The following is a 15501-nucleotide window of genomic DNA, read 5'->3' as shown; positions in this document are numbered from 1 at the left end:
GTTCGAGCTGTTGTAGGCCCGGTAAGGCGTAGCCGCCACCGGGCGAGCGAAAAGGCTCAGGAGAAATACTGCTGCAACAGCGGCGCGGTGTCCTGATTGGCAGGCGCGGCAGGCGTTACGGCCTGGGTGCGGAACGGGATCACCTGCGTACGACCGTCGACGTTCACAATCTGGTAGAACTGCGGCAGGTTAAAGTTGATAAAGCTTGAGCCGTAGGTGAAACGGTCGTGCGAAGAGGAGTAGAAGCGGCTGACGTCGCGCACCAGCTCCTCTTTACTGCCTTCACAGTGGTGATACACCTCGGCGCGGTTGGTTTCATCCAGAATGTAGATGTTGAACCCGGCATCGTCGCCCGACTCTTCAAAGAAGAACTGAATAATCCCTTCGCTGGCGAATCCGTCCACCACCTGCGGCAGCTTAACGTGGTTGGTTTCCACCTGCACCGACAGGCCATGCAGCTTGTTGTGTGAAATCGCGCCGTAGAACTCGATGGCGTTTTCCAGCTTCTGTACCGACACGTTCAGGCGTTCGAAGAACAGGCCCCAGGTCTGACCGGAGACGCGCAGCGCTTTAAAGCGCCCGGTTTCCTGCCGAGTACTGGACAAACGCAGTTCGATACACTCAGAAACCAGCTGCTGCACGCGGGTACGAATTAAACCGCGCAGGTGTTGGCTGTAGCAGAACACCTCAACGCTGTCCGGCGGTGCGGCATCCTGGTGCATCTTGCCGAGAATGGTTTTCAGCGCTTCGATCATCGCCTGCTCGCCGTTGAAATGCAGGGTACGCACTTCGTTCCACGAGTTGCGGTACAGCAGATCCACGCTGCCCACCAGGCAGTTTTGCTGCTCGCCAAAGCTGAAGACGTCCAGCTTGCGGAAGTCAAAGTGAACCACCTGATTGCGGAAGGCCGCCGTCGGGTCGTATTCCAGGTTGACGATAATCGCCAGATGGCGAATTTCGCACGGGCTGTAGAGCGCTTTCGGCGTTGGGGCAGGCAGACGCAGCGGGAAGTGGTGCGAGACATCCGTGACCATCTCCTGCAGCTTAGCGAGATCAACCACCTCGTTGCCTTTGATAAACAGGCGCGTGCGCGAGGTCAGCAGGCCGTTAAACCAGGCCCAGGCCACCAGCTTGTTCAGGTAGCGGTTATACTCCAGCGGCTGATGGCTGATGATTGAATCCATGCTTGGCGCACGGTTATACAGATACCATCCGGTGCGGTTTGCGCGGCCCGGCGGCACGTAGATAAAGGTCAGATTTGGTTCTGACAGGTCTGGCGAAATCTGCGGGTTAACCAGGGTGACTTTGCCCGGCAGCGCTTCAAACGCGGCGTACAGCTTGCGGGTCAATACCCCGATGTCCTGCGGGCTGGCGGAAACGCTGAGGTTGTTACGGCGCGCAAAGCGGATCAGGTTACGGTAGCTTTGCATCATCGCATCGAGTAGTTCGTTGTGCGCTTCACGCACCTGATCGATTTTCCAGTTGGCCCGGTTGTCGAGCATGGACAGACGCGCTTCGTCCCATCCCCACTCCTTCACTAACTGACTGACCACTTCACGGCGCCAGCCCACGCAGGCGCGCTCGCGGCTCAATTTCTCACAGACTTTGAGATAGAAACATCGACGCACCAGGTCAAGACGCGTGGTGTCATCAATGGCTTTCAGGTATTCGGTCACGCGCTCCAGCATCATGCAGTAAGCGTCCAGCCCGAAGGAGACAATTTCACCGTCGTGCAGACGCTGCTTGATATCTTTTGCCAGCAGGCGCGGCGTAGGGTATTCCCAGGAGTAGGCTTCCAGCAGCAGCGTTTTCAGCACCGCTTTGTACGGCGAGTCGATACTTTTATAGAGCTGCCATAGGCTTGCGCCAAAGTACTCTTCTGCTGACAGAGAGCTCAGACCGCCAAGATCCAGCCATTCGTTTGGCGTCAGTACGCCCTGCGCGTAAAGCGACATGACGTAGTCATCGTAATGCTCTTCTTCTTCGCAAGGGACCATATTCCACAGAATACGCTTCCCGGCCAGACGCACAGCAGTACGGTAAAATTCATCCAGCAGTAAGATGTGCTGAGTCGAGCCGCAGTCCTCACCACCCAGACTGCCGCTTTCGTTATGGCGGAAACGGTTTTCATCAATCAGGAAGAAGCTTACTTCCACGCCGAGCGATGCCGCCCAGCTCTCCAGCAGGCTGCACTTGCGCTGCAGCAGCTGACGCTCGTCGTTATCGAGCCAGGACTGATGGCAGACCCAGATGTCCAGGTCCGAAGAACAGCTTTGCCCTACCGATGAGGTGCTCCCCATAGAGTAAACGCCGGTAATCGGCAGCTCACCTTTTGGGGACTCCTGTGGCGGCATGCCGCGGTAGAGTTCCAGCTCGTTCAGGTAATGCTGTTGGGTTTCATCAGGCGTGAAAAGGCAAATGCCCTGGGGAACGTTACCGTCAAGGTAGCCAGGCATCAGCGGATGGTGATAGTGCAATAATGTCGGCAGCAGACTGTATACCTGCTGGAAAGCAGGGCCCATGGCAGCAAGCGCGCGATCCACACGCAGTTGATTAATGGCATCCAGTCTCTGTTTCAGAGTCTCAATATAGAGGTACAAGACGTATCGCCTGATGTTTCCGGGTGTCGCAAGCTATTCAAAACACCAATAACAGCGGACCCGCAGTATTTCAAAAAGATAACCGTTACCCTTTTTCGCCCTTATCATTTTTGGTGGTAGCGACGAAAAAATGGTCTAAAACGTGATCAATTTAACACCTTGCCGGTTGACCGTAAAGAAAGATGCGCTACATACAAGTGTAGCACCGTTCTGTACGTGTAAATTCCTGAATACGGCTATGGCTGACGAATACGCCGCCTTGTCCCTCTCACGCTTCATCAACCGTAAAACTGCCATCCCAGAGTCAACAATGTTAGGATGGTTAGCGATTGATAATGACGGTAACAAGCATGTTAGACAATGTTTTGAGAATTGCCACACGCCAAAGCCCCCTCGCGCTCTGGCAGGCACATTATGTGAAGCAGCGCCTTGAAGCCTGCCACAGTGGATTGCGCGTCGAGCTGGTGCCGATGGTCACGCGCGGTGACGTGATCCTCGATACGCCCCTGGCGAAAGTGGGCGGCAAAGGCCTGTTTGTCAAAGAACTGGAACTGGCATTGCTTGAGAACCGCGCCGATATCGCCGTACATTCAATGAAAGACGTGCCCGTCGAGTTCCCGGAAGGGCTGGGGCTGGTGACCATCTGCGAGCGCGAAGATCCGCGCGATGCGTTTGTCTCTAACCACTATGACTCCCTCGACGCGCTGCCGGAGGGTAGCGTGGTTGGCACGTCCAGTTTACGCCGTCAGTGTCAGCTGGCAGAACGCCGTCCTGACCTGATCATTCGCTCGCTGCGCGGTAACGTCGGAACGCGTCTGGGCAAGCTGGATAACGGCGATTACGATGCCATTATCCTCGCCGTTGCCGGCCTGAAGCGTCTGGGGCTGGAGTCGCGCATTCGCGTGGCGTTGCCGCCAGAGCTGTCGCTGCCGGCCGTGGGCCAGGGTGCCGTCGGCATCGAGTGCCGTCTGGACGATGCGCGTACCCGCGAACTGCTCGCACCGCTGAACCATGACGAGACCGCTATCCGCGTAAAAGCCGAGCGTGCGATGAATACCCGCCTCGAAGGAGGATGTCAGGTACCGATTGGCAGCTATGCTGAATTAACAGAAGGTGAGCTGTGGCTGCGCGCGCTGGTGGGCGCTCCGGACGGTTCCCAGATGGTACGCGGCGAACGTCGCGGTAAAGCGCAAGATGCCGAGCAGCTTGGCGTGTCGCTGGCGGAAGAACTGCTGGATAACGGCGCCCGCGAGATTCTGGCTGACGTTTATAATGGAGAGCCCCCTGCATGAGTATTCTTGTCACCCGCCCTTCTCCCGCAGGAGAGCAGTTAGTGAGCCGTCTGCGCACACTGGGGCAGGTGGCCTGGAGTTTTCCGCTCATTGAATTCTCCCCCGGTCGGGAGCTCTCCGCGCTCGCCGACCAGATGAATATCCTTCAGGAAGGCGACCTGCTGTTTGCGCTGTCGCAACATGCCGTGGAATTTGCCAACGCGCAGCTGCAACAGCAGGGTTTAGCCTGGCCACTTGCCCCCCGCTATTTCGCGATTGGCCGCACAACGGCACTGGCGCTGCATACCGTAAGCAGCGCGGACGTTCGTTACCCGTTAGATCGGGAAATCAGCGAAGTCTTGCTACAATTACCTGAATTACAAACTATTGCCGGAAAGCGTGCGCTTATTTTACGCGGTAACGGTGGCCGCGAACTGCTGGGCGAAACGCTGCGTGAACGTGGTGCAGACGTGACGTTCGTTGAGTGCTATCAGCGCTGTGCAAAACACTACGATGGCGCGGAAGAGGCGATGCGCTGGCACGCGCGCGGCATTAATACGCTGGTGGTCACCAGCGGTGAAATGTTACAACAGCTTTGGTCGCTGATACCGCTCTGGTATCGCGAAAACTGGTTACTCCGCTGTCGGCTTCTGGTCGTCAGTGAGCGTCTGGCGAACCAGGCCCGGGAACTGGGCTGGCAGGATATTCGGATCGCTGATAACGCCGACAACGATGCGCTGCTGCGCGCATTACAATAACTCTCAAATGGGAAGCCATAATGACGGAACACGACAAATCCTCCGCCGTGGTTGAAGAGACCAGGGAGACTGTGGAGACGACGCCACAGCCAGAGACGACTGAGAAAACCGCTGAGAAGAAAAACGGCAGCAATAAAACGAGCCTCGCGCTGAGCGCGATTGCCATCGCCATTGCGCTGGCAGCAGGGGTTGGCCTGTACGGTCTGGTGAAGCAACAGGGTGCGAATCAGACGTCCACCAGCGATGCGCTGGTGAATCAGCTCACTGCCCTGCAAAAAGCGCAGGAGACGCAGAAAACCGAGCTGGAAACGGTGATTAAGCAGCAGGCCGCCGCGCTTGCCGAGGCGAACAGCAAACAGGAAGAGCTGGCTAAACAGCTGGGCGACGTGCAGCAGAAAGTCGCCACGATTTCCGGTACCGATGCCAAAACCTGGCTGCTCTCGCAGGCTGACTTCCTGGTGAAGCTCGCCGGACGTAAGCTCTGGAGCGATCAGGACGTCACCACTGCCGCCGCGCTGCTGAAAAGCGCCGATGCGAGCCTGGCAGACATGAACGACCCGAGCCTTATCACCGCGCGTCGCGCGATCACCGAGGACATCGCCAGCCTCTCCGCCGTCTCGCAGGTGGATTACGACGGCATTATCCTCAAGGTGAACCAGCTGTCGAATCAGATTGATAACCTGCAGCTGGCGGATAACAACGACGACGATTCCCCGATGGATTCCGACGGTACCGAGCTTTCCAGCTCCCTGAGCGAATGGCGCATCAACCTGCAGAAAAGCTGGCAGAACTTTATGGACAGCTTCATCACTATCCGCCGTCGCGACGAAACCGCCGTGCCGCTGCTGGCGCCGAACCAGGATATCTATCTGCGCGAGAACATTCGTTCCCGCCTGCTGGTAGCGGCTCAGGCCGTGCCGCGTCATCAGGAAGAGACGTACAAACAGGCGCTGGATAACGTCTCGACGTGGGTCCGCGCCTACTACAACACCGATGATGCGACGACCACCGCCTTCCTCGAAGACATTGATAAGCTGAGCCAGCAGAACATCACCATGAACGTGCCGGATAAGCTGGCCAGCCAGCCGATTCTGGAGAAGCTGATGCAGACGCGCGTACGTAACCTGCTGGCGCAGCCGGGCGTACCGGCAGAGCCGTCGGGCGGAGCGGCACCTGCCCCGGCTCCGGCGCCTGAAAGCGCACCGCAAGGAGAGTAATGATGCTAAAAGTTCTCTTACTCTTCATCCTGCTGATCGCCGGGATCGTGCTGGGTCCCATGCTTGCGGGTCATCAGGGTTACGTCCTGATCCAGACCGATAACTACAACATTGAAACCAGCGTAACCGGCCTGACGATCATTCTGATCCTCGGCGTGGTAGTGCTGTTTGCGATCGAGTGGATCCTACGCCGTATTTTCCGCACCGGTGCCCACACGCGCGGCTGGTTCGTTGGTCGTAAACGCCGCCGCGCCCGCAAGCAGACCGAACAGGCGCTGCTTAAGCTTGCCGAGGGTGACTATCAGCAGGTTGAAAAGCTGATGTCGAAAAACGCCGACCATGCCGAACAGCCGGTGGTGAATTATCTGCTCGCTGCCGAAGCGGCGCAGCAGCGCGGTGACGAAGCTCGCGCCAATCAGCATCTGGAGCGGGCGGCTGAGCTGGCTCACGGCGACCCGATTCCTGTAGAAATCACGCGCGTTCGCCTGCAGCTGGCGCGCAATGAAAATCACGCGGCGCGTCACGGTATCGATCGCCTGCTGGAAGTTGCGCCACGTCATCCGGAAGTGCTGCGTCTTGCCGAGCAGGCGTATATTCGTACCGGCGCCTGGGGTTCGCTGCTGGACATCATTCCGTCGATGGCGAAGGCCGAGGTGGGCGACGATGAACATCGTGATGAGCTTCAGCGTCTGGCATGGATTGGCCTGATGGATCAGGCGCGCGCGACCTGGGCAGCGACGGTCTGAAAACGTGGTGGAAGAATCAGAGCCGTAAGACGCGCCAGCAGGTTCCTCTGCAGGTCGCCATGGCGGAACATCTTATTGAATGTGACGATCATGACACGGCTCAGGAGATCCTCCTCGACGGCCTGAAGCGCCAGTATGACGATCGTCTGGTGATGGTGATCCCGCGCCTGAAAACCAATAATCCTGAGCAAATCGAAAAAGTGCTGCGTCAGCAGATTAAAACCGTCGGTGACCGCCCGCTGCTGTGGAGCACGCTCGGTCAGTCGCTGATGAAGCACGGAGAATGGCAGGAGGCGAGCCTCGCCTTCCGCGCGGCGCTGAAACAGCGTCCGGACGCGTTTGACTACGCGTGGCTTGCCGATACGCTGGACAAGCAGCATAAGCCGGAAGAGGCAGCTGCCATGCGGCGTGACGGATTGCTGCTAACGCTGCAAAATAACGGTACGCAGCAGTAAATAAAAAGGAGGCCAGAGGGCCTCCTTTTTTTATCGCCTTTCTCCTGCTACATTCTTTGCACACACATCCGCAAACGAATCCGCCAATGTAACGATGTCTTTTCATTAACCTTTTTTCACACACGCGCACATTTTGCAGCGTGGACTAAATCGTTTTTGAAAGGAAATCTCAATGAACTCGCTTTTGTATGCGCTTATCCAGGCGCTGCGCTGCCACCGCTGGCTGCGCCTGCTTGCCTGTGCTTTTATCTTTTCGTCACTGGGGAATGGCTTAACCCAGGTCGTGGTATTCGGTTTGCTGCTAGCGTGGTCAGCCCCGCCCGCTCTGCTCACTCTCGCTTTTCTTTTCGCTACGGTACCAGGGTTCATCGGCAGTATCTTTGGCGAAAAGCTATGCTCACGCTTTTCGCCGATATCCCTGCTGATACTGACCGAGGGGCTGGGCCTGCTCGCCCTGCTCTTTCCCCTGCTTGGTGTGGGTTACCACAGCGTTGCCGCATTGCTCACCGTGCAATCCACCGAAGCCCTGCTCAGCGGGATGAGCTGGCCCGCGCTGACATTGCTCTTTAAGCGCGGTCTCAGCGAAGCGGAGTTGCCCGCTGCAACCTGTCTGGAAAATGTGATTTTTGCTTCTCAGGTGTTGTTAGGGACCGGACTCGGCGTGGTGCTGTTTCAGAAGACATCCGTGTTTACCCTGCTGGCCATTGATGCCGCCAGCTTTCTGGGCTCATTAGTACTGCTATGGCTGGCTGGGCGCCGGTTTTCTCCGGCACCACATCCCACCGCTATGGAAAGGGGAGTTTCTGCAACATTACGCTGGCAGGCGTTGACCGTTCGGCAAAAACGCAGCCTGCTCATCCTGCCGGCGCTGGCCGCCGTCGGCTCACCGGCGATGGCGCTGCTTCCGGCACTGGCCCAGCAGCTCCGTCCTCAGGATGCGGCGGGCCTTGCTTTGCCTCTGCTTTTCGCGAGGAGTCTGGGGCAGCTTTGTGGCCCCCTGCTGCTAAAAAAAGAGAGCCTGATGCGCATTGCGGCCCACACGCCGCGAATAATCGTTTGCCTGAGCATCTTTCTGGCCGCTTATGGCATGCTGCCTTTTTTGTCCGGGTGGACGGTATGCGCGCTGGGGATGATCTTTATCGCGCATCTGGCCTCGAATGTTCTCTTCGCAGCGGGCACGTTTGGGGTACTCAGTAGTTTTCCTCTCACGCAAACCGCTTCGGCCAGCGGTAAAGCCTGGCGCTGGCAAACGCTCAGCGCCTCTCTTTTCACCGGCATTGCAGCGGCGGTAGCTTCAGGGTTTGGCTCCGTACAGGCGCTCTATGCTGTCTCTGTATCGGTCCTGCTGATGGTTGCCCTGATCATGCGCCTGTATCGGGAATAAGGCATAAAAAAACGCTGCTATAAAAGCAGGCGTTAAAACAGGTCTGTAAGACAACATATTTGGTGCTTCACTCAACGTTGTGTCCATGGTGTCTGATGAGGCCGAAGCGACATCTGTCAGTGGACGATAAGCACCGTAAATGGCTCTGCGTCATTCCTGAGTTTATGAGGCACTAAGGCGAACATAAGAGATGGAATGAGCATCTACACGCATATTATTGCACGTAACGTGCCAACATGACACCCAGAACTTTTACATGACGCAACATTTTAAGATAAAAGGAAATTATGCTGCCTGGCACCGTCTTAGGCTCTACAACGTATCGGGAAAAGGCGGGAATATGTCGCCAGGAGGAGACAGCAAAACCCATAAATAGTTATTTATTTAATTTTCAATGAGTTGCATGTCGCTGGATTGCGACAAAGAAAAAGGGCGCTGTCGGGGCATGACTACAGGAATGAGAGCTCGCAGAAAACAAAAAACCCCGCCGAAGCGGGGTTCAAAATTGGTCGGCGAGAGAGGATTCGAACCTCCGACCCACTGGTCCCAAACCAGTTGCGCTACCAAGCTGCGCTACTCGCCGATGTACTGCTTTTTGAATTTTTAGTTCAATTCATTTAAAAAGTCGTGGTGCGAGGGGGGGGACTCGAACCCCCACATCCAAAGGACACTAACACCTGAAGCTAGCGCGTCTACCAATTCCGCCACCTTCGCAATTCACAACTCTTTCAAATAATGGGGTGGCTAATGGGATTCGAACCCACGACAACTGGAATCACAATCCAGGGCTCTACCAACTGAGCTATAGCCACCACTGTATTCTTTCACGCGGTACTGACTACTTCTCAGACCACCGCAGCTCTAGCGCCGGGACTAAAATGGCGCGCCCGACAGGATTCGAACCTGAGACCTCTGCCTCCGGAGGGCAGCGCTCTATCCAGCTGAGCTACGGGCGCTTAGCGCCGTTGCGGGGCTGGATATTACGTACCTCCGTCCCCGCTGTCTAGTGCTTTTTTGAAAAAAATGCGCGTTTGGTTATGGTTTGCACATTTTGCCGCTTATTCCTCCACTTTCTGCGTGGTGCCGCGGCGACCCAGGCCAAAAAGCTTATATGCGGCCGTCACAGCCGCCAGGAAGATCATCCCGACAAACAGCGACATGCGGGTATCTTCATTAAAGTACATCCCGATTAATACGCAAATCAGGAACGCCATCGTCAAATAGTTCGCATAAGGGAACAGAATTGAGCGGAACGGATGGCTTTCGATCGCTTTTTTATGCGCATGGCGGAAACGCAGCTGGCTGATGAGGATAACAAACCACGGCACCATGCCCGGCAGTACGCTGGCGCTATAAACGTAAACGAACACGCGCTGCGGATTCGGGATGATGTAGTTCAGACAAGAGCCAATCAGCAGGATTACAATGGAGACCGCCACACCCGCCACCGGTACGCCGGCACGTGAGACTTTACTCATCGCCGCAGGTAGCTGGTTATTCTTCGAAAGCGCATAGAGCATACGCCCGCAGCTGTACATCCCGCTGTTACAGCCTGACAGCGCTGCCGTCAGGACCACAAAGTTGATGATACCCGCCGCCGCCGTGATACCAATTTTGGCGAAGGTTAAAACAAACGGGCTACCCGTCGTGCCAATTTCGTTCCATGGGAAGATGGTCACGATGACGAAGATCGCGCCCACATAGAAAATCAGGATGCGCCACAGCACTTTGCCCACCGCGCTACGCAGCGTGACCTGCGGGTTTTTCGCTTCACCGGCGGTAATACCGATCAGCTCCACGCCCTGATACGAGGCCACAACGATACACAGCGCCGTCAGGAAACCCTTCCAGCCGCCGGCAAAGAAGCCGCCGTTTTCGGTCAGGTTGCCAAAGCCGATAGCGTGTCCACCGTTGCCAAAGCCGAAGAAAATTACGCCCAGGCCGACGACAATCATCACGATAATCGTGGTGACTTTGATCATTGCGAACCAGAACTCAATTTCACCGTAAAGACGCACGGCTGCCAGGTTTGCCAGCGCCACCAGCCCCACGGCAATGAGCGCGGGTATCCACTGGACCATGTCCGGGAACCAGAACTGGACGTAGACCCCTATCGCGGTGATCTCTGAGATGCCCACCGCCATCCACATAAACCAGTATGACCAGGCCGTCAGGTAGCCGAAGAAGGGGCTCATATAGCGATGCGCGTAAACGGCGAACGAGCCGGTTACCGGCTCCAGGAAGAGCATTTCGCCCATGGAACGCATAATGAAGAAAACAAACAGCCCGGCGATAATATACGCCAGTAATACGGAAGGGCCTGCCCATTTGAGCGTGCTTGCGGAGCCCATAAACAGGCCTACGCCGATAGTGCCGCCCAGCGCTATCAGTTCAATATGACGAGCTTCCAGCCCACGCTGTAGCTCCGGTTGTTTCTCTGCCATAGATCCTCGATTGTGTTTGCTGTTTCCCGGCTTAATACCGGGTATTGTTTTTTAGGGGTACTAAAATACGGAGCGAATGGTTTCCTAAAATCTGCCAAATGGCAAACGATGCATTAAAAAAATGAATGCATTGCACAGATTATCAGCAGTTTTGCAGGCGAGTTGCAGCGCGAATAGCATATCGCGCTACATTTTGATTACATTTTCCCGGTGTAATGCCAGGCGAGGTAGCGAAGCAGACGGATCTGTCGTTTAATGCGCGTCGGTTGCGATAGCAGGCGGTACAGCCACTCCAGCCCCAGATTTTGCCAGACCTTTGGCGCACGCTTAACGTGGCCGGTAAAGACGTCGTACGTGCCGCCGACGCCCATGTAGAGAGCATCAGGACAGACCAGACGGCAGTCGCGCATCAGGATCTCCTGGCGCGGGGAGCCCATCGCCACGGTGACAATTTTCGCACCGCTGTCACGAACGCGCTCAAACAGAGCCTGCCGATCTTCCGGTTTGAAGTAACCATCCTGGCTGCCGACAATATTAACATTCCATTGACGACGCAGTTTCTCCTCCGTCTGGGCCAGTATCTCCGGCTTTCCGCCAATCAGGAACACGGGCGTACCCTGCGCACCTGCCCGGGCCATAAGCTGCTCCCAGAGATCGGCCCCCGCCACGCGGGATACATTAGCGTCAGGATACTTTTTACGGATAGAGCGGACCACGCTGATCCCGTCCGCGTATTTAAATTCAGCCGCTTCAATCAGGCTTTTGACTTCCGCATTATCCTCAACCGCCAGCATTTTTTCCGCGTTGATGGCCACCAGCGTACCGGATTTCATCTGGCCGTCGGCGAACAGAAAGTCCAGCGCGTGCTGCATGTCGCGCCAGCCAATAAGCTGCAGGCCACGTAGCGCGTAGCGCGGTGCAGAAATTTTATCAGTCATTACTATCCTTACTCAGACTTGCGACAGCGTTGTGCTGCCCTGCCGCTCGCGCTTGTGCACAAGACCTGCGCTGTCAAACAGCCAGTACAACAGTTTGGCCAGCAACAGGCAGAGGCCGAAAACGACCATAAAGAACACCACGCGCGAAACGAACGAGTCCAGCCCTTCGCGCGCCAGAACGATCATATTGAAAATGGCACCAAAGCAGAAACTGTGCAAAATGGCGGCTTTATAGCGGTTGGTCTCTTCGTTGCCGCGCAGGTAAAGCCAGTCGAACCACTTGATAATCAGCCCCACGGCAACCGCCCCGGGCAGAATGAACCACGCCCCCCCCATCACCACCAGGGAACCAATCAGCGTTGGCGAGATTGCCAGACCGGAATGGTTGTTCAGCACTTCCCAGGTAAAGTAATTCGCCGTGTTAAGCACCACGCCGGGCCGGTCCGGCCATAGCCAGGAAGGGATAAAGACGTAGAAGTCGCGAACAATCGGCGCCAGCCCCTGGAAATCAATCTTGTCGTAGTTTTGCAGCAGCAATGCCAGGTTTTCCCACGGCGAGAAGGTATCGCGCGTCAGGTAGAGGAACGTGTAAAACGCCTCATCGCCCGCCACGTTCATCCCGTAGCGCTTCAGCGCCAGCCAGAACATCCCGACAATGCCAAACACGCCTGCCGCAACCAGCATCCACAGCGAGATCCAGCCGCGGATGATGCCGATAAACAGGAAGATGGCGAAGGCGATGATGATGTTCGCGCGCGTGCCGCCCACAATCATGTAGGTCAGAATGCCAAACGCGACGGTGCTGACCAGAAAGAACAGCCACGCTTTGCTGTCCTGACGCAGGAAAAAGACCACCAGCATCGCCGGGATGAAGAAATAGAAGAAACGCTTAAGCGCCACGCCCGAGACTTCGGCCGAAAAAATCTGGCTGTAGGAGTGGAGCTTAAACAGCAGAAAGCCGTTATGCATAAAGAAGATACCGACGCTGACCAGGGCGATGGTCATCAGCATCACCCACGTCAGGTGGGTTTCCACCCGATTCATGGTAAAAAGCGGCCGACGCGGGGCAGCAGCCTGCGCTGAACGCAGGCGCGTTTTATAGGTGACGTAGTAGACGGCATAGAAGCAGGTTGCCGCCAGAAGCGCCTGGAGCAGTATTTCCGGCGGCGCGACGCTCACGTCAAAACGGAAGACCAGAATGCTGGTCAGCGGGAAGCCGAAAAAGAAGGTCAGCAGAAACAGTAACGAGAAGAAAACGTTAAAGTTGAAACGTACCCGGCGGAATTCAAACCAGGTAAGCGTGGCGATAAACAGGGCGCTCAGAAGCCAGACAACCAGTAAGCCGCTGAATTGCAACTGACTCATGCTTTGTCTCCTGAAGCGATACGCAGTGCGTGGTGCCACGGCGTGAGGTAATTCGGTCTGAAAAAATCGATGCTATTTTTATCCACCAGCGTGAGCTGGCGTTGGGCTTCCCGTACCACCTCGACATTCAGCGTGTCTGAGGTAAACAGCACCGGAATATGCTGCTCGGCCATATCCTGCCAGAACGGGTTGTCGCGGTTGAGCACGCAAGGTACACCCGCCTGAATCAGCAGACACAGTGTGCCGATTCCCTGCTGTCGGGCGAAGATGAAATAGCCAAGATCGCATTTTCTCAGCAGCGCAAGATACTCATCAAATTCCAGCTTATCGCTGAGGATGAGCAGGTTTTCTGCGCTAAACAGCGCAAGTCCCTGCTGGCGAACCTCAGCAATATAGGCGTCGTTGTTGGCGGGATAGCCCATCGGCACCACCACGTTCACCGTGTCGCCAAACTGCTGATACACCGCCCTGAGCGCCGCGACGTGTTCGTTACTGCGATCGCCGGAATTCCCCACCAGGATCGTCAGCTTGCCTTCACGCACCGCGTCATTCGCCATGCCGTTCAGGGCCGGATCCATGCGGGTTGGGAAATAGAGTAGTTCTCCGCGCACGTTCGGATGCTGTTTAGCAAAATAGTTGAGATCGCCACGGGTGGCAAACACACAGCCCACGCGCCCCTGCGCCATGCGGCGCAGCGGATAGAAAAGACGGAATTTCCAGCCGCGGGAGACTTCGTAGAGATCGGCTCCCCAGATATGCCAGCTGCACTGGGAGGGTTTAATCCCTCCGCTGAGCAGCGCCAGCCACAGGCCGGTATTGAACTGCCCGTGGAAAAAGAAACGTTGCTTACGATCCGCTTTGGCTTTGACAACGACCGCCTTCGCCAGCGCGGCCTTATCCGGCCAGAAGCGAATCGTCAGCGCCGGAAACGCCTCGCTCAGGCCCTTATCCTGACCTGCAACCATAAACTCACGCGCATCAGGATTACCCGATGCCAGCTCGTCGTTAAAGAACCGCAAAACGGTCTGGTTATGGTGTGGGATATCCGATCCCAGGATGTGAATCAGTGCAGTCATGCGCGTTTACGCCACAATAAAAATACGCCGCAACAGGCAGCGAAATAAACGATATAGGTTGCCATGTAGGCCTGAGCCGCCCCCTGCGCACCGTGCGCGGGTATCAGCCAGTGTGAAAATGCTGTCAGTAACGCAAACTGGCTAATTTCCGCCAGGATATACAGCCGCAGGGACGCTTTTGCAATCACCAGATAGCCGAAAACGTAAGCACCCACTTTCAGCACATCACCCACCAGCTGCCAGGCAAAGAGATCGCGCATGGCGGTGAACTTCGCCGAGAACAGCAGCCAGATGGCGACATCGCGCAGTAACCAGACGGTAAAGCTGGCCGCCGCGACGGCTGGCAGCACAAAGCGCAGCGATCGGAAAATCTCACGGGTAATATCCTGTCTGGACGTCAGACGCGATAAGGTTGGCAGCAGGTAAACGCTAAAGGAAGCCGTAATAAACTGGAGATAGGCGTCGGAAATACTGCTTACGCCCTGCCAGATCCCCACTTCATCCCAGCTATAATGCGCCGCCAGCAAATTTCGCATCATCACGTAGGCTACCGGCAGCGTGAGGGAGGTGATGAGCGCCATCAGGGTAAATTTACCCAGCTGGCTGGCAAGCATCGTGTCCCATTGCGGTTTCAGGTAGCTCAGAGGGATGACGCCCCGACGCATCAGCATAAATGCCGCAGGCACAACAACCAGTGCCGGGACCAGCGCCAGCCCCAGCAGCGCGCCTTCATAGCCGCCCAGGCGATAGCAAAAGTAATAGGCAATCACGCCGATGACGCTGCCCAGGATTAAGGCAAGCGCGTTCCCGGCGGCATCACGAAAACCTTTCATCAGTGCCAGCAGCAGGTTAGCCCAGGCAATGCCCATCTGAACCAACGCGACCAGACGCACCAGCCCCTGATAATGGGTGTGCCCGAACAATCCCTGGCTGATGGGCGCCGCCGCCAGCAGAAAGACAATCGCCATAAGGGTCGAAAAACCCGTGACCATCGCCGAAGAGGTACCCACCACCCTGCGCAGCTGAGCCGCATCATCGTGATACTGCGCAACGTATTTGGTGACGCCGTTGAAGATACCGGCACCGGCCAGCACGCCAAGGACGGTGACAAGCTGGCGGAAATTACCTGCCAGCCCGACACCAGAGGGGCCAAATGAGACGGCCAACAGCTTGACGACCAGCAGCCCGGCGCCAATTTTTACAAGCGTGGACGCGGCGGTCCACACCGATGCTTTTGCCAGAGACAT

Annotated in this window: 10 protein-coding genes, 4 tRNA genes and 1 pseudogene; 5 read left to right on the top strand and 10 right to left on the bottom strand. The window is 56.4% G+C overall.

Translation table 11 applies throughout. From position 1 onward, the window contains the following. Window positions 1-56: 56 nt before the first annotated feature. Window positions 57-2600, bottom strand: coding sequence for a class I adenylate cyclase (gene cyaA / locus ACZ6J2_RS20900; protein WP_471726570.1), 2544 nt, complete (start codon window positions 2598-2600; stop codon window positions 57-59). Window positions 2601-2950: 350 nt separating this feature from the next. Between cyaA and hemC the strand changes: the two genes are divergently transcribed. From hemC to ACZ6J2_RS20875, 5 genes and pseudogenes are all read left to right on the top strand, one after another. Continuing rightward, entirely contained in the window at window positions 2951-3892 is a 942-nt protein-coding gene (hemC, locus tag ACZ6J2_RS20895; protein ID WP_033146903.1) for a hydroxymethylbilane synthase, read from the top strand. Beyond that, window positions 3889-4629 (top strand): uroporphyrinogen-III synthase, encoded by a 741-nt coding sequence (gene hemD, locus ACZ6J2_RS20890; protein WP_471726569.1) that lies wholly within the window; start codon window positions 3889-3891, stop codon window positions 4627-4629. Before hemC ends, hemD begins: the two co-directional genes overlap by 4 nt. Window positions 4630-4649: 20 nt before the next feature. Beyond that, the gene (gene hemX / locus ACZ6J2_RS20885) at window positions 4650-5846 is read left to right on the top strand and encodes a uroporphyrinogen-III C-methyltransferase (RefSeq protein WP_045357194.1); all 1197 of its coding nucleotides are present in this window, start codon (window positions 4650-4652) and stop codon (window positions 5844-5846) included. Between the two features lie 2 nt (window positions 5847-5848). After that, window positions 5849-7047 (top strand): annotated as a pseudogene (gene hemY, locus ACZ6J2_RS20880) (protoheme IX biogenesis protein HemY). 172 nt (window positions 7048-7219) lie between these two features. Next, window positions 7220-8431, top strand: coding sequence for an MFS transporter (locus tag ACZ6J2_RS20875; protein WP_471726568.1), 1212 nt, complete (start codon window positions 7220-7222; stop codon window positions 8429-8431). Between the two features lie 506 nt (window positions 8432-8937). On the opposite strand, the gene ACZ6J2_RS20870 is transcribed toward ACZ6J2_RS20875, so the two are convergent. From ACZ6J2_RS20870 to wzxE, 9 genes are all read right to left on the bottom strand, one after another. Then, window positions 8938-9014: transfer RNA gene (locus tag ACZ6J2_RS20870), tRNA-Pro, on the bottom strand. A 45-nt stretch (window positions 9015-9059) separates the two neighbouring features. After that, window positions 9060-9145: transfer RNA gene (locus ACZ6J2_RS20865), tRNA-Leu, on the bottom strand. A gap of 22 nt (window positions 9146-9167) precedes the next feature. Then, window positions 9168-9243 (bottom strand) — tRNA-His (locus tag ACZ6J2_RS20860). Window positions 9244-9310: 67 nt separating this feature from the next. Next, window positions 9311-9387 (bottom strand) — tRNA-Arg (locus ACZ6J2_RS20855). Between the two features lie 102 nt (window positions 9388-9489). After that, entirely contained in the window at window positions 9490-10875 is a 1386-nt protein-coding gene (gene thrP, locus ACZ6J2_RS20850) for a bifunctional threonine/serine APC transporter ThrP (protein WP_023309635.1), read from the bottom strand. A 197-nt stretch (window positions 10876-11072) separates the two neighbouring features. Further along, a complete protein-coding gene (wecG, locus tag ACZ6J2_RS20845) occupies window positions 11073-11813 on the bottom strand; it encodes a lipopolysaccharide N-acetylmannosaminouronosyltransferase (protein WP_029739560.1) in 741 nt (246 codons plus the stop codon). A gap of 12 nt (window positions 11814-11825) precedes the next feature. Then, entirely contained in the window at window positions 11826-13178 is a 1353-nt protein-coding gene (wzyE, locus tag ACZ6J2_RS20840) for an ECA oligosaccharide polymerase (protein ID WP_047059105.1), read from the bottom strand. Further along, window positions 13175-14254, bottom strand: coding sequence for a TDP-N-acetylfucosamine:lipid II N-acetylfucosaminyltransferase (locus ACZ6J2_RS20835; protein WP_471726567.1), 1080 nt, complete (start codon window positions 14252-14254; stop codon window positions 13175-13177). The genes wzyE and ACZ6J2_RS20835 overlap by 4 nt, the downstream gene beginning before the upstream one ends. After that, entirely contained in the window at window positions 14251-15501 is a 1251-nt protein-coding gene (wzxE, locus tag ACZ6J2_RS20830) for a lipid III flippase WzxE (RefSeq protein ID WP_471726566.1), read from the bottom strand. The genes ACZ6J2_RS20835 and wzxE overlap by 4 nt, the downstream gene beginning before the upstream one ends.

It is taken from the genome of Enterobacter sp. E14S (genome assembly GCF_055666685.1).
This window is presented reverse-complemented; position numbering and strand designations above follow the sequence as displayed.